This is a genomic window from Nonomuraea angiospora, from assembly GCF_014873145.1.
Taxonomy (GTDB): domain Bacteria; phylum Actinomycetota; class Actinomycetes; order Streptosporangiales; family Streptosporangiaceae; genus Nonomuraea; species Nonomuraea angiospora.
Genome location: NZ_JADBEK010000001.1, coordinates 1,237,150 through 1,258,474, shown reverse-complemented (window position 1 = coordinate 1,258,474; position 21,325 = coordinate 1,237,150). Strand labels below are relative to the sequence as shown.

At 70.4% G+C, this 21,325-nt stretch carries 19 protein-coding genes; 7 read left to right on the top strand and 12 right to left on the bottom strand.

Annotated features, from left to right (window positions below; translation table 11 throughout):
* Window positions 1–31: 31 nt before the first annotated feature.
* The 4 genes from H4W80_RS05715 (at window position 32) to H4W80_RS05700 (ending at window position 7,466) form a co-directional block, all read left to right on the top strand.
* Window positions 32–607: a helix-turn-helix domain-containing protein gene (locus tag H4W80_RS05715; RefSeq protein WP_192784101.1), complete on the top strand. Its 576-nt coding sequence runs from the start codon at window positions 32–34 to the stop codon at window positions 605–607.
* A 71-nt stretch (window positions 608–678) separates the two neighbouring features.
* Window positions 679–1,668 (top strand): DMT family transporter, encoded by a 990-nt coding sequence (locus tag H4W80_RS05710; protein ID WP_192784100.1) that lies wholly within the window; start codon window positions 679–681, stop codon window positions 1,666–1,668.
* A gap of 347 nt (window positions 1,669–2,015) precedes the next feature.
* On the top strand, window positions 2,016–3,620 hold the full coding sequence (locus H4W80_RS05705) for a hypothetical protein (protein ID WP_192784099.1): 1,605 nt from the start codon (window positions 2,016–2,018) through the stop codon (window positions 3,618–3,620).
* Between the two features lie 126 nt (window positions 3,621–3,746).
* On the top strand, window positions 3,747–7,466 hold the full coding sequence (locus H4W80_RS05700) for an NB-ARC domain-containing protein (RefSeq protein ID WP_192784098.1): 3,720 nt from the start codon (window positions 3,747–3,749) through the stop codon (window positions 7,464–7,466).
* A 158-nt stretch (window positions 7,467–7,624) separates the two neighbouring features.
* Here the strand turns inward: H4W80_RS05700 and H4W80_RS05695 are convergent, their stop codons facing one another.
* Window positions 7,625–9,058 carry a DHA2 family efflux MFS transporter permease subunit gene (locus tag H4W80_RS05695; protein WP_318786714.1) on the bottom strand — a complete coding sequence of 478 codons (1,434 nt, stop codon included), beginning with the start codon at window positions 9,056–9,058 and terminating at the stop codon, window positions 7,625–7,627.
* 137 nt (window positions 9,059–9,195) lie between these two features.
* Between H4W80_RS05695 and H4W80_RS05690 the strand changes: the two genes are divergently transcribed.
* On the top strand, window positions 9,196–9,705 hold the full coding sequence (locus H4W80_RS05690) for a TetR/AcrR family transcriptional regulator (RefSeq protein WP_318786713.1): 510 nt from the start codon (window positions 9,196–9,198) through the stop codon (window positions 9,703–9,705).
* An 81-nt stretch (window positions 9,706–9,786) separates the two neighbouring features.
* On the opposite strand, the gene H4W80_RS05685 is transcribed toward H4W80_RS05690, so the two are convergent.
* The 3 genes from H4W80_RS05685 to H4W80_RS05675 form a co-directional block, all read right to left on the bottom strand.
* The gene (locus H4W80_RS05685) at window positions 9,787–11,316 is read right to left on the bottom strand and encodes an FAD-dependent monooxygenase (RefSeq protein WP_192784096.1); all 1,530 of its coding nucleotides are present in this window, start codon (window positions 11,314–11,316) and stop codon (window positions 9,787–9,789) included.
* A 120-nt stretch (window positions 11,317–11,436) separates the two neighbouring features.
* Window positions 11,437–12,711: an erythromycin esterase family protein gene (locus H4W80_RS05680; RefSeq protein WP_192784095.1), complete on the bottom strand. Its 1,275-nt coding sequence runs from the start codon at window positions 12,709–12,711 to the stop codon at window positions 11,437–11,439.
* 45 nt (window positions 12,712–12,756) lie between these two features.
* Window positions 12,757–13,410 carry a CatB-related O-acetyltransferase gene (locus H4W80_RS05675; RefSeq protein WP_225963260.1) on the bottom strand — a complete coding sequence of 218 codons (654 nt, stop codon included), beginning with the start codon at window positions 13,408–13,410 and terminating at the stop codon, window positions 12,757–12,759.
* 199 nt (window positions 13,411–13,609) lie between these two features.
* Here H4W80_RS05675 and H4W80_RS05670 point away from each other — a divergent pair, with 199 nt between their 5' ends.
* Entirely contained in the window at window positions 13,610–14,194 is a 585-nt protein-coding gene (locus H4W80_RS05670) for a TetR/AcrR family transcriptional regulator (protein ID WP_225963259.1), read from the top strand.
* A gap of 108 nt (window positions 14,195–14,302) precedes the next feature.
* The gene (locus H4W80_RS05665) at window positions 14,303–14,476 is read left to right on the top strand and encodes a zinc finger domain-containing protein (RefSeq protein ID WP_225963258.1); all 174 of its coding nucleotides are present in this window, start codon (window positions 14,303–14,305) and stop codon (window positions 14,474–14,476) included.
* On the opposite strand, the gene H4W80_RS05660 is transcribed toward H4W80_RS05665, so the two are convergent.
* The 8 genes from H4W80_RS05660 to H4W80_RS05625 form a co-directional block, all read right to left on the bottom strand.
* The gene (locus H4W80_RS05660) at window positions 14,460–14,657 is read right to left on the bottom strand and encodes a hypothetical protein (protein ID WP_192784093.1); all 198 of its coding nucleotides are present in this window, start codon (window positions 14,655–14,657) and stop codon (window positions 14,460–14,462) included. The two genes, H4W80_RS05665 and H4W80_RS05660, sit on opposite strands and share 17 nt — an antisense overlap.
* A 253-nt stretch (window positions 14,658–14,910) precedes the next feature.
* Window positions 14,911–15,159: a hypothetical protein gene (locus H4W80_RS05655; RefSeq protein ID WP_192784092.1), complete on the bottom strand. Its 249-nt coding sequence runs from the start codon at window positions 15,157–15,159 to the stop codon at window positions 14,911–14,913.
* Window positions 15,156–15,452, bottom strand: a complete 297-nt coding sequence (locus tag H4W80_RS05650) for a hypothetical protein (protein ID WP_192784091.1) — start codon at window positions 15,450–15,452, stop codon at window positions 15,156–15,158. Before H4W80_RS05650 ends, H4W80_RS05655 begins: the two co-directional genes overlap by 4 nt.
* Before the next feature lie 41 nt (window positions 15,453–15,493).
* Complete coding sequence (locus H4W80_RS05645; protein WP_192784090.1) at window positions 15,494–16,276, bottom strand: MerR family transcriptional regulator; 783 nt, start codon at window positions 16,274–16,276, stop codon at window positions 15,494–15,496.
* 131 nt (window positions 16,277–16,407) lie between these two features.
* Window positions 16,408–17,580, bottom strand: coding sequence for a serine hydrolase domain-containing protein (locus H4W80_RS05640; RefSeq protein WP_192784089.1), 1,173 nt, complete (start codon window positions 17,578–17,580; stop codon window positions 16,408–16,410).
* 441 nt (window positions 17,581–18,021) lie between these two features.
* A complete protein-coding gene (locus tag H4W80_RS05635; RefSeq protein ID WP_192784088.1) occupies window positions 18,022–18,774 on the bottom strand; it encodes an ABC transporter permease in 753 nt (250 codons plus the stop codon).
* Window positions 18,771–19,727, bottom strand: a complete 957-nt coding sequence (locus H4W80_RS05630; protein ID WP_192784087.1) for an ATP-binding cassette domain-containing protein — start codon at window positions 19,725–19,727, stop codon at window positions 18,771–18,773. Before H4W80_RS05630 ends, H4W80_RS05635 begins: the two co-directional genes overlap by 4 nt.
* Window positions 19,724–21,196 carry an alpha/beta fold hydrolase gene (locus tag H4W80_RS05625; protein ID WP_192784086.1) on the bottom strand — a complete coding sequence of 491 codons (1,473 nt, stop codon included), beginning with the start codon at window positions 21,194–21,196 and terminating at the stop codon, window positions 19,724–19,726. Before H4W80_RS05625 ends, H4W80_RS05630 begins: the two co-directional genes overlap by 4 nt.
* Window positions 21,197–21,325: the final 129 nt, after the last annotated feature.

The window sequence follows — 21,325 nt, the reverse complement described above, 5'->3', positions numbered from 1 at the left end:
GAACGGTAGCACGACATGAGAATGTTGCACCGTGGACACTTTGGAGCTACTGGCGCATCCGGTGCGGCTGCGGATCGTGCATGCGATGCGCGGAGAGCGCGAGCTCACCACCGGCCAGCTGTGCGCGCGGATCCCCGACACCTCGAAGGCCATGGTCTATCGGCACGTCGAACTGCTCGTGACCAGCGGAATCCTGGAAGTGGCGGGCGAGAGGCGGGTACGCGGCGCGGTGGAGCGCCGCTACCGGCTACGCCACGACCGAGCCGTCCTCGACGCCGATGCCCTCGCCGCCATGACGCCCGACGACCACCGTCGCGTCTTCGCCACCTCGATGGCCGTCCTGGTCAGTGAATTCAACGCCTACCTCGACCACGAGGGTGCCGACCCGATGACGGACCTCGTCGGCTACCGGCAGCACGCCGTCTGGCTCACCCGCGACGAGCTGGAAGAGATGATCAGGGAGCTCCGTCGCGTGATCCTGCCCCTGCTGGCCAACCAGCCGACGCCGGACCGCACACAACACCTGCTCAGCCCGATCTTTTTCCCGGTCGAACAGCCTTCCACCGACTCGGAGCCGGACCCGGATCGTCCTGACCCACGTACGTGATCATTTGGCTCGCCCAGCGCCGCTTGCCCTGCTACCCGCCTGACCTTTCGTCCGGCGGGTAGCCCAAGCCCATGCCGACAACGCAACAAAGGATCAGGTCGGCCGGCCTGGGCGCGGGAGTGGTCGCGGGCCTGGTGTGGGGCCTGGCCTTCCTGGTCCCCGAACTGTTACGGGGCTGGTCGGCAGTCACGATCACCGCCGGCCGCTACCTGGCGTACGGCCTGGTGTCGTCGATCTTGTTCGCCCTGGGCGGCGCGGCGCTGCGCACGCACGCGCGGCGGCACTGGCGACCGGCGGTCCACTTCGCGATCACCGGCAACGCCGGCTACTACCTGCTGATGGTGCTCGGCGTCCAGGCGGTGGGCGCGCCGGTCACCGGCATCATCATCGGCTGCATCCCGGTGGTCATCGCCGTCGTCGGCAACCTCGTCGTCCGCAGCCACCCCTGGCGCCGCCTGGCGCCGCCGATCAGCCTGGTCACGGTGGGGCTGCTGGTCGTCAACGTCCTGGAGATGACCGGATCCGCGCCGAACGCCGGCGCGCCCGCGATGGTGAAGGTCGCCGGCATCGGATGCGCGTTCGGCGCCGTCGCCCTGTGGACCTGGTACGCCATCGCGAACGCCCGCTTCCTCGACCGGCACCCGGACGTCCCGGACACCGGCTGGTCCACCATCGTCGGCCTGGCAACCGGGGCGGTGACGCTCGCCGCGCTCCCCGTGGCGGCGCTGACCGGCCAGCTCAGCAGCACTGGGCAGGATCCGGGTCCGCTGGTGATCGGGTCGCTGGTACTGGGCATCGTGGTCTCCTGGGGCGGCACAGCGCTGTGGAACACAGCCTCCGGCCGCCTGCCGCCGACCACCGCCGGCATTCTGATCAACGTGGAGACCGTCTCGGGCTTCGCGTACGTGTACGCCGCCCGGGGACAGTGGCCGCCGATCGGCCAACTCGCCGGCTTTGCGGCCATCCTGCTCGGGGTCGTGCTGGTCGTGCGGTTGCGCACCGGCGATCGAACCCGGCGCCGACCCGACGGCGGGACGGATCCAGGCACGGCGTCGCCATAGATGAGGCACTCTGCCCCCCACCGCAGAAGCCAGCCCCCTCCCATCGCGCAGGACAGGCCGCTTGGTCGCTGTCCTGACACGCGGATCTCCCGGCCTCGGCGTCTACGCCATCTCCAGCGTCGAGGGGGTCCGGCCGGTCCAATAAGATCATCCGCATCGTAGCCTTACTCCGGGCCGCCATCGCCCGCCACCGCTTCGGGCGTCCGGCCGCCATCGCCGTCGCGCTCTACCTGACCGCCGCAGCCGTCGCCGCCGGGTACGACGGCGGGCAGTGGTTCGCCGTCGTCGCGACGGCGGGTTTCCGGCCGTGGGACGACGGGTCCCGGCTCCTGCCCGCGGCGATCGGCGTGCTCAACGCGTGGGCGCTGTGGCAGATCCTGCGCGGCCCGGCTTCGCCGCGCGCCGGGGCGCTGCCGCGTGAGGTGGTGTGGCTGCGGCGCCTGCTCTACGCGGACGTGGCCGGCGACCTGCTGCTCTGGGAACTCCTCGATGACGTGTCCGACGTCGCGGAGTACGCCGCGACCTGGGCCGTGTGGACCGCCACCATGTTCCTGCTGGTGCGGGCCCTGGCCGGGGTGGCGACCCGGTTCCGGATCATCGCCCTCGGGCTCGGCCTGACCGGGGTCCTGGCCGCGGCGCTGCGGATGTTCGCCGAGGGCCCGCTGCTGACGGCGTCGCTCCTGCTGATGATGGCGACCCTCGGCTGCAAGGCGATGATCATCGCCGGGCAGGGACGCGACGGGCGGTTCAGCGCCGTCACGGTCGCCATCGGCTGGACCGCGCTCCTCGTCCCGCAGGTCTACTCGCTGCTTCTGGCCGGACGGCTGACGTTCGACGGCCTTTCGCTCGCGGTGCACGCGCTCGACGGGCTGATCGTCGTGTGGGCGGCGCGCACCGCGCACGAGCTCGCCGCGCCCGGCCCGGGCGTCGCGGCCCCCGGAACCGGGCGGTCGCCGCGGCTGCTCGCCGCCGCCGTCGTCGTACTGGTGCTGCCGATGGCCGCGGTCGGCGCCGAGGGGGACGCCCAGCTCACCTATACGGCCGCGGACGAGGGCTGCCGCGACCGCCTCCGGCCCGCGGCCGGCCTCGGGCCGGAGGAGCGGCGGCGGTCGTTCCTCTGCCTGGCCAGGGGTGGGACCTTCGCGGCGGCCACGATGTTCCCCGAGGACCTGGCTGACCAGCGCATTCTCGCCTATGGCACGCAGCTGTGCGCGCTGCCCGGCGACCGGGAACGGCACGCGCTGCACGAGCGGGCGGGCGGCACGGCGGACTCCATCGAGCTGGCCGCGGCCCTGGAGTACCTGTGCCCCGGCATCGTCGCCCGGCAGAACGCCGACGCCAAGCGCCGGCAGGCCGAGCGCGAGCGGGAGGAAGCCGCGTGGAAGGCCGAGGCCAACGCCCGGTGCGCCGACCCGTGGCCCCGGGTACGGGCCAGGCGGTGGGGCACGGCCGCGTACATGCTGTCCGAAGGGGGTGGCTACGCCGTCTTCGACGACCGCGACGACAGCGCGGGCGATCCTGGGGACATCTACGGCGGCGACGGCGATGCCGCCGACATCTTCGACGCTGTCGAGGACGGGTTCATCGACGCCGCAGGCAGTAGCGCCGCCATCGTGACCTACAAGGAGAACTCGGCGATTTGCATGACGGTCAAGGTGTTCGACAGCGCCCCGCCGCTCCGGCTCACCGGCTGGGACCAGGTGGTCGAGGTGGGCATCGCCAGCCGCAGCGGCCGCCTGGTCGTGCCGACCCACCCCGAGGGCGGTGACAGCGGGGCGGCAGGCCCGCTGCCCGACCTGGCCATCGCCGGTCCAGGCCACTACCGCCTGCGCGTCCACGCCCGCACGCTGCCATGGGACGAGAACGACCCCGACGCCCCGCTGGAGGAGCACCTGCTCGTCGTCTATCCCGGCCGCTCGAAGGACAAGGTCGTCCACCGCCCGCCCCGCTGACCCCGCGGAGCGCGGGCGGTGTGCAGTGAGACACGCGTTGGCCCACCATGGAGCGGGCGGAGTGGATACGTCGGATATCGGGCCGCACTGGATGACCCGTGCGGCAGCAAGGCGTTAAGGTGGCCCATGGCGCGCCGCAGGACGCTCGCACCAGCCTTGGTGACGGCCTTGCTCGTGGTGCTCGGCATCGTGATCGGCCTGCCGGTCAATGTCGTCAGCGACTACCTTCCGGACCATGTCACCGCCAACCGGCCCGCCTGGATCGCCGGCCTCGCCGGTGCCGTCGTGCTCATCGTCGCCCTCACCCTGCTGTTACCCACGTTGTCCGAGCGCCGGGCTCGGGTGCCGTCGTTCCGCGTGCCGCCGCGGGATCCGGAATGGGTCAACCGGCGGGAGCTCGCCATGATCATGGCGGCGCTGCGCAGGGGATCGGCACCAGTCGGGCTGACTGCGGGCATCGTCGGCGCGGGCGGCTTCGGCAAGACTTCGCTCGCCGCCGAGATCTGCCATCGCCGGGAGGCCCGCCGGCGGTTCAAGGGCGGCATCGTGTGGGTGACGCTCGGCCGCGACCGATCCGGCGCAGAGCTCGCCTCCCTCATCAACGACGTCGTGGCCCACCTCGACGGGGAGCGCCCCGAGTTCGGCGATCCCGAGCAGGCCGGCCATCGGCTGGTCGAGGTCCTCGACGGTCGCAGGCCGGTGCTGCTGGTGATCGACGACGTGTGGAGCGCCGCCCAGCTCGCCCCGTTCCTGCCCGCGGCCGCCCATGCTCAGCTCCTGGTCACCACCCGGCGTCCGTCCATCGTGCGGGGCACCACGATCGAGGTCGATGAGATGTCCCCGCAGGCGGCCACCCGCTTGCTCACCCGCGACCTGCCTGATGTGCGGGCCGATCTCGTACGGGATCTGCTGCGCGCCACCGGCCGCTGGCCGCTGCTGCTGGCGGTCGTCAACGCCCGCCTGCGCAAGCAGCGAGCCCGCGGCGCCGATGTGGACAGGGCCGCCGAGGAGGCGCTTCAGCGGCTGCGGGCGAACGGGCCGGCCGCCTTCGACCTCACCGTCACCGATGAGCGCGCGCAGGCGGTGCGCGCGACCGTCGACTACAGCCTGGACCTGCTCACGGGCGAGGAGCGGGCCCGGTTCGCCGACCTCGGCGTCCTGCCCGAGGACACCGACGTGCCGGTCGACGCTGTCGCCTTGCTGTGGGGATGCCCCAAGCCCGAAGCCGAGCGCCTGTGCGAGAAGTTGCACGAGCTCGCCCTGCTGGCGTTGCACTGGGCCGCCGGCTCGATGGCCGTGGTCACGCTGCACGACGTCATCCGCGGCTATCTGCGTTCGGCAGCCGGATCGACGGCCCTCGTCATGGCCGGCCGCCGGTTGATCACCCGGGCCAGAGCGCTCGCTCCCGGCGGATGGTGGAACCTGCCGCCGGGCGAGCCCTACCTGTGGGACAACCTGGCCTTTCACCTCAAAGAGGCCGGCTTGCGCGACGAAGTGAACGACCTCGTCAGCGACGTCCGCTGGCTGGTGCCGCGCACCGCCCGGTCCGGGCCGGCCGCCGCGGTGGCCGACCTCGCTCACGCGTCGTCCCCACCGGCCCGCCAGATCGCCGGCATGCTCTCCGGTTTCGGACACCTGCTGACCTCCTCCTCCGACCTGCTGACCAGGCTCAGCGCCGTCCCAGGCCGGCAGGCGCCGGTCGCCTCGTACGCCGAACAGGCCGGGGTCTCCTTTCTGCCCGCCCGCCGGCCGCTCCCCGAGGGCGACTCGGCGAACCTGCGCCGCCTGCTGCCCGGCCACCCCAAGGGCGTGGCCGCACTGGCGATCGCTCCCGACGGCAGTTGGCTGGCCAGCGGCGAGAGCAGCGGCCCGAAATCCAACGCGAACTACAGCGACGCCGTGGGCGTCGTGCGCCTGTGGAACAGCGACGGTGACCTGCAGGCCGTTCTCGACGGACATCCGGGCGGGGTCAGCGCGCTGGCCATCGCCCCCGACAGCACCTTCCTGGTCACCGGCGACGGCAACGGCTTCGACGTGATCAGCATGGAGCACGGCGTCGGCGCCGCCCGGCTGTGGACGCCCGAAGGAGACCGCATCGCCTCCCTCGACGGCCACCATGACATGGTGACGGCGATCGCCATCGCCCCCGACAGCGGCTGGCTGGCCACCGGCGACCACAGCCCCACCGTTCGCATCTGGAGCAGGCGAGGCCGCCTGCTGGCCACGTACGACGGCGCCACCTTCGGCTGGATCTCGGCACTGGCCATCTCGCCGGACGGTACCTGGCTGGCCGCCGGCTCCGGATCCCGCGTGACGATCCTGGATCCCGGCGGCATCCCGATCGCCTTCCTCGATCATCCCAGCGACGGCGAGGTCACGACGCTGGTGATCTCCCCGGACGGTTCCTGGCTCGCCATGGGTGACGATCGAGGCGCCGTGCGCGTCCTGGACTCGCGCTTCACCGCCTTGTCCGGCGCTTTCGCCTTCGACTCGAGATGCCGCTGTCTGGCGATCTCCCCGGACAGCTCCTGGCTCGTGGCCGGCAGCGACGCGGGCCAGATCCACATCCAGGACCGTAACGGGCATGTGCGCAATGCCATCGATGGCCACGACGCCGCGGTGACCGCCCTGGCCATCGCACCGGACGGTACATGGCTGGCCAGCGGTGACGCGACCGGCGAGGTGCGCCTGTGGCAGAGCGACGGCAGTCCACGGGCGAGGCTGAGCGGCCACACCGGCTGGCTGAGCGGGCTCGCGATCGCTTCCGACGGCACCTGGCTCGCCAGCGCGAGCAGCGGGAACAGCGCTGCCAGGCTCTGGGACTCCGCCCCTGACGTGCTCGTCGAGACTCCGCACGAGACCGGGCCGGTCACCGCCCTGGCCGCCGCGGCGAACGGATCATGGTTCGTCGTCGGCGACGACCGGGGCCGAGTTCGGGTCTGGGATGCCGACGGGAGCCGGCGTGCCGAGGTGAGCGTCGTGCCAACGCGGGTGTCCGCGATCGCCGTCGCGCCGGACGGTGCCTGGTTCGCCACAGCGCCTTCCTTCGAGGACGTCCGGCTGTGGAACGCTCACGGCGAGCCGCGCGCCAGGCTGAGCGGGTCAGACGGTACGTCGGCGCTCGCCATCGCTCCGGACGGGTCGTGGCTAGTCACCGGGGGTGGCCGCGGTGAGGTCCGGCTGTGGGGCTGCGGAGGCGAGCCGCGCCGCACCATGACGATCCCCCATGTGGAAGAGTGGATTCTCGCCCTGGCCATCGCCCCGGACGGAACCTGGTTCGCCACGGCGGCCGGCAACCGGATCCAGATCTGGGACGCCGACGGCACGTTCCGCTTCGACCGCTACTGCTCCCCTCTCTGGCGAGTCAGCGCACTGACCATCCCGCCGGACGGCACCTGGCTGGCCACCGGGGACGGCCGACAGGTCGTGGTGTGGGACCGTGCAGGTGAGCAGCGCAGCACCTTCGGAGGCAGTCCCGATGGGGGGCCGATCAAGATGGCGATCTCACCGGACGGCGCCCGCCTGGCCACCGGGGACGTGGACGGCGTCGTCCGCGTCTGGGATCCGGACGGTCACGAGCAGGGTCGCCCGAGCGCGCACCGGGGCCGGGTCGGTGCGGTGGCGTTCTCTCCCGACGGCGCCTGGCTGGCCACCGGCGGGCAGGACGGCATCATCAAGCTGTGGAACGGATCCGACGAGGTCACCTTCCAGACCGCCGAACGGATCACCAGCCTCGCCTGGCTCGCGGACGCGAGCACGCTGTGCGCGGCCGGCCCGCAGGGCCTGTACGTTCTGGACCGCCCGCACCCGGCAGCGGCCCGCGCAACTCCTCCCGTGATCGGTTGAGGGCGCTACGCGCGCCCGTGCGAGAGGCGGGTCGATGATCCCTGCCGCTACGGTCGCCCCGGACAAGCCGGGGCAGGGCGGGGCCCCAGTGGCGCTGGTGGTGCGGGTTGTGGGCTCGGCGCGGGCGGGGACGACACGCTGCCGCGACGGGATGAGGCTCAAGACGCGGGCCGGTTGGGAGAAGCTGTCAGCGGCTGCTCACTGACTGCTCGGCCTCCAGACTGTTCGGCCCGGACGCCCCTCGGCGTGCGGGCCGCGGTCAGCCACAGGCCGGTGAACACGGCGCAGGCCAGCGTCACGGCACCCGCCGCGAGGAAGGCGCTGTTGAGGCCGGACTCGAAGGAGGCTCCGCCGGACTCCCGCGCGTGAACGATCGCCCCGAGCACCGCCACGCCGAGCACCGCGCCGATCTGCCGGGTGGTGCTGCTGACGCCCGAGGCCAGGCCGCCCTCCTGCGGGCTGACCGCCTGGATGGCGGCCCCGGTCAGCGGCGACATGGTGAGAGCGAACCCGATGCCGACGACCGCCAGCCGCCACCACACGTTCCCGTAGCCGGTATCGGCGTGGACGAAGCCCAGCGCCAGCAGCCCCAGCCCGGCCAGCGCCAGGCCGATGCCGACCACGACGCGGAAGCCGTACCTGGCCGCGAGCCGGCCCGCGTACGGGCTGACGATCACCATGGCCAGCGAGGTGGGCAGGGTCCGCAGCCCGGCGACCAGGATCGAAGTGCCCTGGACGTGGACGAAGAACTGGGAGAAGAAGAACGACGACCCCATCAGCGCGAACCCGACCACGACCATCGCCGTGTTGGACACCGTGAACAGCCGCTGGTGGAACAGCCGGAGCGGCAGCATCGGCGTCGACGCACGACCCTCGACCACGACGAACGCGGCCAGGAGCACCAGTCCGGCGGCGAAGCTGCCCAGGATCACCGGCGAGGTCCAGCCTCGGGAACCGCCCTCGATCAGGCCGTAGGTCACGGCGCCCACGCCCGCGACGGACAGGACCGTGCCGGGGACGTCGATCGGCGGTGCGCTCGGGTTGCGGGACTCGCCCAGGACGCGCAGCCCGGCCAGCAGCAGGACCGCGCCGATGGGCACGTTGACCAGGAAGATGGCGGGCCAGCCGAAGGACTCCACCAGGATCCCGCCCGCCAGCGGTCCGGCGGCCAGGCCGATGCCGCTGAACCCGGCCCACAACCCGATCGCTCTGACGCGCTCACTCGGGGCGGGATACGCGGCGGCGAGCAACGCCAGCGAGGCGGGGCTCAGCGCCGCGGCCCCGACGCCCTGCAGCACCCGCCCGGCGATCAGCCAGCCGATCGAGGGCGCGAGCGAACACACCACCGACGCGGCCGTGAACACCACCACCCCAGCCAGGAACACCCGCCTGCGGCCGAACCGGTCGGCGAAGACGCCGCCCGACAGCAGCAGCATGGCCACCAGCAGCACGTAGGCGTCGACGATCCACTGCAGGCCGGTCAGCCCGGTGTTGAGCCGCTGCTGCATGTCGGGCAGGGCGGCGCCGACGATCGTGTTGTCGAGCAGCACCATGAACTGACCTGCGCAGGTCAGGGTGAGCAACGCTTTCACGCGAATCCTTCCTAAAGGCAGTCAGTAACTGCGTTAACAGAGCTTAACGCAGTTTCGCGCTGCGTTAAGCTAAGCGTGTGGAGGAGTATGGGCGAGCCAGGCGACCCGGCGGGCGTAGCGCCCGGGTCCGCGCGGCAGTGCACCAGGCCGTTACCGACCTGGTCAGCGAGCGAGGGTACGGAAACTTCACCATCGGCGAGGTCGCGGCCCGCGCGGGCGTGGCCGACACCAGCCTCTACCGCCGGTGGGGCAACCTCCAAGCCCTGCTCAGCGATGTGCTGCTGACCCGGCTGAACGCGCAGGCGCCGATGCCTGACACCGGCAGCCTGGCCGGCGACCTGCGCACCTACGCCGCCATCGTGGCCCGCGAGGTCACCGGCCCCGACGGCCTGGCGCTGGTGCGGCTGACCGTCGCGCTGTCAGGCGAGGGCCGGCAGGGTCTTCAGGCGCGCGACGAGCTCTTGGCCGACCGCCGCAGGCAGTTGCAGGCCATGCTCGACCGCGCCCGCGACCGCGGCGAGGACCCGCCCGACGCGCTGGAGGTGCTGGACCATCTCCTGGCGCCGATCTACATGCGCGTCCTGTTCGGCGCGGGCCCGCTCACCCCTGACTACCTCGACGGGCTGGTCGACCGGTTGCTCGCCTGATCCAGTTCGGCGCGGGCGCGTGACTGCTCTGCGACCTCGATCAGCGGCATCACGCATTGCTCCCTGCGATCGTCATAGTGGTCAGGGTGTTCCGAACCAGCTGGAGAGCGCTTCGCGCAGCGCGGGCGCGGCGCTGTCGGCGGGTTCGTCGATGGTCGCGGCCCAGGCGATGTGAGCGTCCGGGCGGATCAGGAGGCTGTCGGCCGGCCGATCGTCGGTCTTGGCGGTGTGGATGTCGACGCGTCGCCGCCAGTCTCGGGCGGTCTCGTGGAGATCCTCGCGGTCGGCGAGGTCGAGCAGGATGGGCCTTGCGGGGTGCATGAGGTGCGCGACGCTGGTGGTGCCCTGGTCGGTGTGCAGGGTGAGGTCGGGGGCGAACGTGCCGGTCAGCGGGTGATGGCCGGTGCCGGGCATCGGGTAGCGGATGTCCGTGCCGGCGACCAGCGCCCCCATCCGGCGCAACGGTTGTTCGTCGGCGAGCAGTTCGGTGAACACCTCCCGCAGCGCCTCGGCGGCCACGTCGTGGCCGCGTCGCAACGCCACCTGGGCCTGGGCGTGCAGCATGGTGCGGGCGCCGGCGAGGTGGCGTTCGTCGTGGTAGGTGTCCAGCAGGCCGGCCGGTGCCCAGCCATGCAGGTCGGCGGCCAGTTTCCAGGCCAGGTTGACCGCGTCCAGCATGCCGGCGTTGATGGCTACGCCGGTGGCCGGGAACAGGTGCGCCGCGTCGCCGGCCACCATGGTGCGCCCGGCCCGGTAGCGTTCGGCCTGGCGGGCTTTGAAGGTGAAGCGGGACAGCCGGGTCGATCCGGCCAGGGGCAGGTGCGCGCCGAGCACGCGGTGGATGCTGTCCTGCAGTTCGGACAACGTCATCGGGACGTCGTCGTCGTACTCGGTGCTCTCGTCCTCGATCGTGTAGAGGGAGACGCTCGTGGCGCCGGGTGAGGAGCCGAGGCCGAACAGGCCGCGGTCGGTGCGGGTGAAACCGGCGCGGATGGTGCCGTAGCCGGGGATGTCGAGATCGCCGTTGCCGAGTACGGTCACCGGGCCGGGCAGGGTGACCTGGGCCAGCCGGTTGACCTCGGGGTAGACGGTGCCCGGGAAGCCGATACCGGCCCAGTCACGGACGCGGCTGCGGGCGCCGTCACAGCCGACCAGGTAGCGGGCGCTCACCTGGTAGAGCCCGTCCGGGCCGCGTACGTCCACGATCACCGCGGCCTCGTCCTGGCTGATGCCGGTCACCTCGTGCCCGCGCAGGACGTCCACCTCAAGTTCGGCGGCGCGCTCGTCGAGCAGCCGCTCCAGGTGCTGCTGCGGCAGCGGCAGGGCGTGCATGGGCGGGTCGGCCAGTTGGGTGAAGTCCAGGTGCACGCCGCCGAAGGGGAACCGGGGCGCCGGGGCCGGGCCGGGGCAGGCGGCTTCGAAACGTTCCAGCAGGCCGCGGTAGCGCAGCAGTTCCAAGATCTGCCCGCCCACACCACCGGCCTTGGGAGTGTCCCGGCGGTGCGGGTGCCGCTCCAGCACCAGCGGCCGTACCCCGGCCAGGCGCAGCTCATTCGCCAGCATGAGACCGGTCGGGCCGGCTCCCACAATGATCACGTCAGTGTCCAGCATGGTTCACGCTCCTCGAGGGTTTCGTCGCGTCCTGGCGCGACCTGATCGTCAGCAACATGTCCACAGGTTCTGGCCTCGGTGTGGCCGGGCCGGGAGGGTGAAGCCTCATGTCGAGGTCCCTCAGCGCGCGATGTCGGCGACAGTGGAGGTCGGGGTGCTGAGGACGGCGTCGAACGCGTCCAGGATGGGCGTGTGCAGGTAGGCGCTCTGGATCCGATAGCGGTCGGGGCCGGGAGTCTCGCGGGGCGCCTGCCGGAGATCGGCGATGCTCAGCCCGAGTCCGGCGTCGGCGAAGGCGGCTTCGATGCTGCCCGGCTCGGGCGGCGGCAGCGGGACGTCGTCGACGGCGAAGCCGAAGCGGGCGTTCTCGTCGGGGCGCATGTCGGCGGTGTGTCCGGTGATGCTGGTCAGGGCGAGGGCGAGGTAGTCGTCGCCGAGGGAGTTGTGCAGGTGCTGTCCCATGGGGAGTCCGGTGAGGTGGCCGTTGAAGGAGACGGCCGTCTTCTGGATGTGGGCGTTGTGGGCGGCCAGCGCGATGCGGGTGCCGGGGTCGGAGCGCTGCAGGTGCCACAGGACGGACTCGGCCATGTAGACGTCGCGGGCTGAGGTGTCGGCGGTCCACCCGGTGCCCGCGTACAGGCCGGCCATGGCGCGGAAACCGTAGTCGGCGTGGCAGGCGGCCTCCAGGCGGCGCAGCGCGATGTCGTAGCTGGGCCGGTCACCACGGGAGACGTACAGCACCTCGACGGCGCGGAAGCGGATGCGCAGCCGCATCAGGATCGCGCTGAGAGCGTCCTGGTCGGCGGCGGGCAGGCGGGTCCAGGCCGGTGCGGCCGAGGCGGCGGAGGCGCCCGCGAATGATCCGGCGATCCGCATGGCCTGCTCGATGGCAGGCAGGGTCTCGGGGTCGATGTCGCGCAGGTAGTCGGCGACGGGGGCCAGGGCGGGCAGCAGGGAGCCGCCGGCGGCCGGGATGTCGATCCCGGCGAACCGCATCGGCGCCTCGGCGGTGGCGGCGTTGTGCCGGCGCATCCAGCGCAGCGGCTCCTCCACGCCCACCGGGATGGCCGTGGCGAGGTGCGTAGACAGGTCGTCGTCGGCGCCCTGGCCTTGGGCCCAGGCATCGAGGGGGACGCCTTCGCTGAAGCCGTACTCGAAGGCCAGGACGGTGAAGCCGCAGCGCTCGGCCAGGAACCGCAGGAGGCGCTGCCGCAGGTGTGAGAACTCGGTGATGAAGTGGGAGTTCTCACCGATCGCCACGACGCGCGCGTCGCCGACGATGTCGCACAGCGGCTCCAGGTCGTCCAGCGGCGCCTCAGGGTCGAGGTGGGTGAGCGGGACGGCGCGGTCGCCAAGCCAGTCGGCGAACGGATGGGGGTGGGACGAGGCAGGCATGCCGAAAGCTCGATTCTGGTGTGCTGGAAGGGGTGGGAGTACGGGTCACCGCACGCGGGGAGCCGCGGGAGCCGCTTGCTCCAGGTCCTCGACGCTGCCGGACATGATCGTGCGCAGGTGCTCGGTGATGAGTGGCAGCGGCCAGTCCCACCAGGCCAAGGCCAGGAGGCGGTCGATGTCGGCGTCGGTGTAGCGGCGGCGCAGGAGTTTGGCCGGGTTGCCGCCGACGATGCCGTAGTCGGGCACGTCCTCGACGACGACGGCACCCGAGGCGATGATCGCCCCGTGACCGATGCGGACACCCGGCATCACCATGGCCCGGTAGCCGATCCAGACGTCGTTGCCCACCACGGTGTCACCCCGCCCGGGCAGACCGGTGATGAGGTCGAAGCTCTCGGCCCAGGAACCACCCATGATCGGGAAAGGGAACGTCGAGGGGCCGTCCATGCGGTGGTTGGCGCCGTTCATGATGAACCGCACCCCCTCGCCCAGCGCGCAGAACTTCCCGATGACCAGCTTCTCCGGCCCGTAGTGATACAGCACATTACGGCTCTCGAAGGCGGCCGGATCATCCGGATCGTCGTAGTAGGAGAACTCCCCGACCTCGATCAGCGGCGAAGTGACCAGCGGCTTCAACAGCACCACCCGCGGCTGCTCGGGCATCGGATGCACCGCGGTCGGGTCGGCGGGAACGGACATCACACATCATCTTCCTTCGGAGAAGTGGGGGCGCGGTGCACGGCAGGTCTCGTTGCCTGCGACGTCGCGTGTGCCGAGGCGAGACGTGCCCTTGAGGTGCCCATCTTCATCACATCGGCACGAACCGTGCCGATGCGATGATGCCCATTGGCACTTCCAGTGTCAAGCACGGCACGTGCCGTACCGATAGGGTGATGGCATGACCGATACGCGCAACCGTCGTGGCGCCAGCCGGACCGAGGCCATCATGCGGACCACACTGGAGCTGGGCCAGGAGATCGGCTACGCCAAACTCAGCATCGAAGCGGTGGCGGCCCGCGCCGGCGCCGGCAAGCACACCATTTACCGCCGATGGCCGTCCAAGGGAGCCCTGCTGCTCGACTCGCTGCTGTCCCTGCACGAGTCCGACCTGGACTACCCCGACACCGGCGACATCACCACCGATCTGCGTCAGCAGATCTACGCGGCCATCGATCTCATGGCCAGGCCCCCCTTCGGCCCCCTGTACCAGGCTCTGGTCGGCGAGGCCCAGTACGACCCCCAGGTCGCCGCCGCGCTCAACGAGCGCTTCATCGCCCCCCAGACCAACAAGACCGTCGCCCGGCTGAAGAAAGCGCAGGACCAGGGTCAACTAGCGCGCGGCTTCAACCTGGACCTCGCGATGGCGATCCTGTCCGGTCCGCTGTACTTCCAGTTCCTCATCACGCATGAACCGCTGACTCATGAGTATGTCGACCAGATCCTCGACTCGCTCTTCGCCGGCATGGGCCCAGGCGACGTATGAAACAGCGGTCCGGCGTCCGTCCGTCCAGGGCGTACCCGCCCCCATCCGGTTCCATGAGTCGTTTCAAATCTCCGGAGCTTTGAAACGCATCCATGAAACGATCACGGGGTGAGCGACGACGGCTTTTCCCGCGTGGAAGCCTTCGACTGCCCGATGTCCTCCTGTGCCGCCCCGGCCGGATCGCCCTGCCGCACCGGCCGGGGCAAGGTGGCCGCCCAGTACCACACCGCCAGGTTCCGGCTCGTGCCGTCCCTGGCCAAGGTGCTCAACGTACCGACCTGATCAGGGCAACCCAGCCGGTGCCGGAGCGCACCACGGTGAATCCGGCCGGTTCGGCGTGCTCGGTGACCCAGTTCAGGCCGCACCTGCAGTGGGTGTCGTGGTAGTGGCGCCACTTCGAGCCGAGCGCCTCGTACACGAGTTTGTCGCCGTAGCGCTTGGTGTCGCGCGTACATCCCGACATCACAGCAGCGTGCCACGAGTTGCCGACAGTTTCGCCCTGCTCGACCGACGCTGTGCCTGCACTGGCGCCGCCTTACCGTTTCGCGTGCCGAGCTTGTGGTCCCCTACCGTAATCGAGCCGAGACCTCGGCCGGACGACGCTCCGTTACCACGGGTCAGGCCCTACTTCGTTGAAATTTCTTCATTGCTACCGGGATCCCATCACGGCCGAGCACCAGGCCGCCCACGCAGCGGTCGGCCTGGTTCGGCTGCGATCAGGAGCGTTGGCCGGGCTGGTTCACGATCTTGGCTTCCAACTGCGCGGTCAGGCTCACCGTGCCCGCTTTGAAGGTCTCCTTACTGCCGTCGGCGCGCTCGTACGTCCGGTCCTGCAGCCGCGTCGAGGTGGAGCCCAGATATTGGAACGTCTGCGGGTCCAGGACGAGCGATTGCCGTGCCCCGTCGTCGTCGAAGCTGAACGCCACGCCTCGCCGTCCGTCGGCGACGGGCACGTCCTCGGTCATGGTGATGCCCTTGACCGTGGGCAGCGCACGGAAGAGCGCGGCCCGCACCTCAGGGGCGAGCCACTGCTCGGAGATGAGCTGGTTGATCTCTCCATGAAGAGGATCTGCGGCGGGACGTGGCCGTTCAGCTCCTGCGGCCCCCGGCGGTCCTCGTCGAGGATGGCCGCCTTGATCCCGGCGATCACCCCAGCCGGGGTGACAGGAGCTTTGGTCAGCTCAGCCGGGTCGAAGACCGCGCTGCCCTGGAACATCAGTTTGCCGACCTGATACCAGGCCGACCGCTTGCCGTCCACGCTGGTCCACCGTTCCCAGGTGCCGCGGTGGTCCCGGCCGGTCAGTGGGTGTCTGGTCTGGGGATATGGATGCCCGCGGCGCGGAGCTTGGCCTCGACGATCGCGACCCCCTGGGCCGTGGCCGATCCCTCCTGTTCGCCGTGGTGGGCGACCAGGTGGTACCGGGCCGCGGCGTCGGTGCGGGCTTGCAGGCCGGTCACGATCTTCAGGTGTGCGGGGTTGGCGAGGAAGTGGTCGGCAATGGCGGTGGCGAGTTCGGCCAGGCGTGGGTCGTCTGGCTCCCATGCCGTGGCTTCGGTGGCCTGCTTGCTCAACGCGACGAAGCGGGGGTCGTCAAGGGCGTGCTCGACATGGGTGAGGAAGTCGTCGAAGCCCTCGGGAACCAGGGCCCTGGCCAGCACCCAGCCCTCCCTGGTTGCCGCCACCTGCTCCGCGGGAAGGCCGAGGCCGGACATCCGCTCCAGCAGCGCCACGGCGCGGTCGGGCAGCAGGGCCCGGTCTCCGTCGGCGAGCCGGTGCAGCATGTCACGGCGCGCGATCAGCTCCTCGATCCGTTCGGTGAGCTGCCGCTCGACGCCGGTGAGCGCGGCGGCGAACTGGGCGGCGTCGGCGTCGAGCAGGGGCCCGACTTCGGCCAGCGGCACCCCGGCGGCGGCCAGCGTCCGGATCTGCACCAGCCGCAGCAGCTCGGCGGATCCGTACCTGCGGTAGCCGGAGCTGTCGCGTTCCGGCTCCTTGACCAGGCCGAGCTTGTGGTAGTGGCGCACCGTCTTGACTGTGACGCCGACGAATGCCGCCGCCTGCCCGATCGTGACTCCGTTCATCGGCAGAATTCTGCCTTGTGCTCGAGTTCGGCGACCAGCGGACCGCAGCCGTGCATGTGGCCCCGGTTGATGTTCTCCCTGATGCATGACCCGGAAGGGGTCGCCTCTGGAGGTGTGCGGGTCACAGGTGTTCAGTGCGCCGGCCGGGCCGGATCGGCCTGCTTGCCGCAGAACACCTTGTTGACGAGCTTTTGCTGAGCGTTCGGGAACGCTGTCGCTATGGACATGGCGGCGTCGTCCACCCAGTTCAGTACGGCGGTCAGGGTCTTGATGCCGTCGGGCGTGCTGTACATCAGTGTCGCGGAGCCGACGTTGCCACCGTTGTGGGTGATGACGGTGCCGCCGCAGTCGGTTTTCTGGACGAACACCCCCAGCCCGTAGTCCATGTTCGGGATGCCCGTGGCGTGCGGGGTGCACATCTCGGCCAGCAGTGCGGCCGGCAGGAGCTTGCCACCTACCAGCGCGGAGATGAACGTGTGCAGATCCCGGGTGGTCGAGATCATGTCACCGCCGGTGGAGACCCAGGAGGGGTTGTAGCGGGTGATGTCGATCGTCTTGTGCTGGCCGTCTTCCTCGTGGCGGTAGTAGATGTGGGCGTGCGGCGCAGGAATCTCCGGCGAGGCGTCCGGCACCACGGTGCCCGACAGCCCGAGCGGCCCCAGGATCAGTCGCTGCATCTCTTCGGCCAGCGAGCGGCCGGTGACCTTCTCGATCAGCAGCCGGGCCAGCACGTAGTTGGTGTTGGCATAGCTCCAGCCCGTGCCCGGCTCGAACCGGGCCGGCTTGGACAGCGCCAGACGTACCAGCTCCTCAGGCCGGTAGGTATGGAACCGGTTGTCCACCCACTCCTTGCCCGTGGTGCTGTAGGGCACGGGGATCCCGTGCACGATCGTCCCGTCGTCGTAGACCTCGCCGGTGAAGTTGAACAGCCCGCTGGTGTGCTGCAACAGCATCCGCACCGTGATCCGCCGATCCAGCCCGAACTCGGGCAGGTAGTCCGCCGCCGAGGTATCCAGCTCGAGCTTGCCCTCGGCCACCAGCTGCAGCACCAGGGTCGCGGTGAAGGTCTTGGTGTTGCTGCCGATCCGGGCATGCCCGTTGACCGGCGGCTTGGCAGTGCCGCCCAGCTCGGCCACCCCGGCGCTGCCGACCCACTCGCCCCGCTCATCGTGCACGCGCAGCGACACCCCGAGGAAACCGGACTCGACGATCTCCTCGATCGCCTTGTGCAGCTCCGGGCGGTCCTGCCCGGCCGCGGCTGCCGGCAGGGTGCCCTTGTCCTGATCGGAACGGGTGATCGTCATGGTGGTTTGCCCTTCGAAGTTGTTACGTCCGGGTCGGCGTCTCGCCGCTGCGCCGAGCTTCCACCCTGACCCAAGGTCAACCTCAAGCGTGGTCTGGCTCACAGCTGCATCGGGATTCGAGACAGCTTTGGGAGCAGGACGCCGTCCCCCGCTGGGTGACAGCCGCATCTCGCGCGGGAGGTCCGGCGGGTGTTCCGGTTGAGGATCCCCTACGGAACACCGATTCATCCCAGCCACGTTCTGGATCTCCCTCATGCGCCGCTGTGGTCCGCGCCGGCGGGCGCCACGCATGTCCGCTGTCTACCGTCACGCCCCGCACGAGCAACCGGCTGGCACTCACCGCACGCACCTCGGGCAGTCCCGGCCCGTAGCGAAGCGGTGAGCGGCTATGCACGTGATAGCTGTCCTTTCCACGTACTGGCCGCCCAGGAGGGTCCGAAGTCAGGCGTCGCGGTGGTTGATCGCCAGGGTTGCCGGCAGGAGGGACACCACGACATAACCCACCAGGATGGCGGCGGCCGTTGAGGGACCGAAGGCTCCGGCGTCGGGTACAGCGGCCAGTTGCCTGGCCAGTGACGGAATCGTCAGGGAGTTGATCCAGTCGTTCCACGGAGCCGGCAGGAAGCGCTCGAGCACGATCGGGGACAGCGGGAGGACGACCAGCGCGATGAGCGCTCCCGGTGTCGACCGCAGGACCGTCGCCAGGCCCAGCCCCAGCACCGCGGCGACGGCGGAACCGGCGCCGGTGGTCAGCACCTCGGCCAGGGCCGCATGTTCGGCGAACGAGGCGCCGATCGGACGCCCGGCCACCACGGCCTGTGCGGTGAAGTAGGTGGCGAACGCCAGCATTTGGCCCGCGACAGCGGCCACGGCGGCCACCACGGCTGCCTTGGCCAGAAGGAGCGTCCACCGGCTCCGGATCGTGGTCAGCGTGATTCTGATCATGCCGGTGGCGTACTCGCCGGAGATGGCGAACACGCCCAGCATGCCGAACAGCACAGGCGGAATGTCGGCGCTGAGGCTGAGACCCGTGCCGACGGGATCGCCGCCGGGGCCGTTGGTGTCGAAGTAGTGCGAGATCGAGTAGGCGGCGAAGCCGGTGAGCGCAAGGGCCGAGAGAGTGGAGGCGAGGACGTAGTAGGTGGATCGGAGCGAGCGTAGCTTGAGCCATTCCGATGCGACGACGTTGATCATTGGGTGATCTCCATGAAGGCTTCCTCCAGTGATGTCCGGCGTGACACCAGCTCGTGAACGGCGCAGCCGTTCGCCAGGGCGATGTCGCCGATGACGGCTGCGGTCAGGCCGGCCACCAGCAATTCCTCTCCGCCGGCGTCCCGCACGGAGCGCGCATCGGCTCCAGCGCCTGCGGGCCGGCCGGGCACCGGCTCCTCGCCGGCTTCGGCGTCCTGAGCGGGGCGTATGGTTGCTCCGGCCGCTTCGAGTGCTCTGGACAGGTGGGCCGCGTGGGGTGATCGGACCAGTACGCCGCTCTGGAAGCGGGCCAGCAGGTCCGCCGTCGAGACGTCCTCGATCAGCCTGCCCTGGCCGATGATGATGAGCCGGTCGGCGGTGAGGGACATCTCGGTCATCAGGTGGCTCGACAGCAGGACGGTGCGGCCCTCGGCCGCCAGGGATCTGAGCATTGTCCTGAGCCAGCGGATGCCGTCGGGGTCGAGGCCGTTGGCCGGCTCGTCGAGGATGAGCACTCCTGGGTCACCGAGCAGTGCCGCCGCGATGCCGAGGCGCTGGCGCATCCCCTGGGAGAATCCGGCGATCCGCTTGCGGGCCACCCCGGACAGTCCGACCTCCTCCAGCACCTCCACAACCCTGCGGCGCCCGATCCCGCCCGCGTAGGCCAGCGCCTGGAGGTGAGCGAACGCGCTGCGCCCGCCCTGCACCTCGGCCGCGTCGAGCATGGCGCCGACCTCGCGCATGGGGTCGCGCAGATCCTGTTTGCGGACGCCGTTGATCAACGCCTTGCCCGACGTGGGAGTGTGGAGGCCGAGGATCATGCGCATGGTGGTGGACTTGCCGGCGCCGTTGTGCCCGAGGAACCCGGTGACCTGCCCGGGTTTTACGTCGAACGTGAGCCCGGACACCGCGCGCGTGGAGCCGTACACCTTCGTCAGTTCTGTGACCTCGATCATTTCCCCACCTTCTGGATGCGTTCGGCCGGGCAGCGGGTGCCGGGGGCGGGCAGCGCGCCCGTGGTCAGATAGGCGAAGACATGGCGCCGCAGGCAGGAGTTGCTCGCCCACGACCCGTGGCCATCGCCGTGCCACAACACGCGCGCGGAGGAAATCTGCTCGGCCACGTGCTGCTGCCCGAGATAGTTGGTGGTGTTGTCGAGCTCCCCGATCGCGAACAGGACCGGCGGGACGTTCTTCACGCGCAGCGGGTGCGGCGCCCAGGACGCGCCTCCGCTGCGGCCCCAGCAGCGCCCGAGCTCGAGGCGGCCCTCGATCCAGCCGAACCTCGGCGCGATCTCGCGAAGCCGGGCCTCGATGCCCTGGAACTCCTCATACGTCGGCAGCTTCGGCATGAAGTCGTTGCACAAGGAGTCCTGGCTCACGTATGAGTTGCCCGTGTCCGGCGCGAGCTCTGCTGCTAGGAAGTTGCCGGCGTCGCCGTCGAGGGCCTTGCGGATGGCGGTGGCGAGCAGTGGCCATCTCGGCGGGTTCATGCCTTTGATCGCGGCAGCGTACAGCTGTCCTTCGGTCACCTTCCGGCCAGCGGAGGCCGGCAGTGGCGCGCGGCGGACCCTCGCGACCAGTTCGTCCCACGCCTTGCCCGCGTCCCTGCCGTGCAGGGCGCAGTCCGAACGGCGGGCGCACCAGTCGCGGAAGCGGGTGAGATGGCGCTCCTGCGTGAGCGCGTAGTTGCGTAGCCAGGGCTCGAACTCCTGCTGGGTGTGATCGGCGGTGCCGTCGAAGTACATGCGGCCGACCCGCTGCGGGAACAGCTCTAGGTACGCCTGGGCGTAGACGGTGCCGTAGGAGTTGCCCACGTAGATGAGTTTGTCCTGGCCGAGTTCGGCGCGGAGCGCGTCGAGGTCGTGCGCCACGTTCCAGGCCGTCATGCCGCGCCAGGCCGCCCCCGCCGTCTTGCGGCAGCTCGCCTGATGGGCCGCGTTCTGGGCGGCGTGGGCGTCCCAGTCCTGCTTCGTCCGCGCGCTGATCAGTCCGTAGATGGACGCGTCGGGCTCCGCGCAGTTCACCGTCTTCGCTCCGCTGCCGGGCTCGGACAGTCCGCGCGGATCGATGGCGATGACGTCGAACCGGCTGCGCAGCTGCTTGAGCAGGATGGGCCACTCGGGTGGGGTGTCGGCGGTGTTTTTCGGCCTGAGTATCGCCGTGGTGGTGCCGGGGCCGCCGAGGTTGATGATCAGTGGTCCCATGCTCTTGCCTGTCGCGGGTGCTTCGGCCACGTGCACCGCGGTCTTCGGCCCGCCCGGGTCGGCCCAGTCCACGGGAACGACGAGGTTGGCGCATCGCAGGCCGTCACCGCAGTCCTTCCACACCAGGCCGTGGGCCTGCGCCGAGGCCAGCGCGATACCGCCGAGCGGCACGGCGAGACAGGCCGCCAGGCACAGAGCGATGAGTCTGCGTCGGTTCATGGCGGCAACGATCCTGTACGGCGGTGGGTCCGCACATCGGAGCCGGATCCGATCTTTGGGATCGGACCAGGGGCATACGGTACCGGCATACGTGGGCGGAGTACGACCCTGGTCCGACGGCCCGTGCTC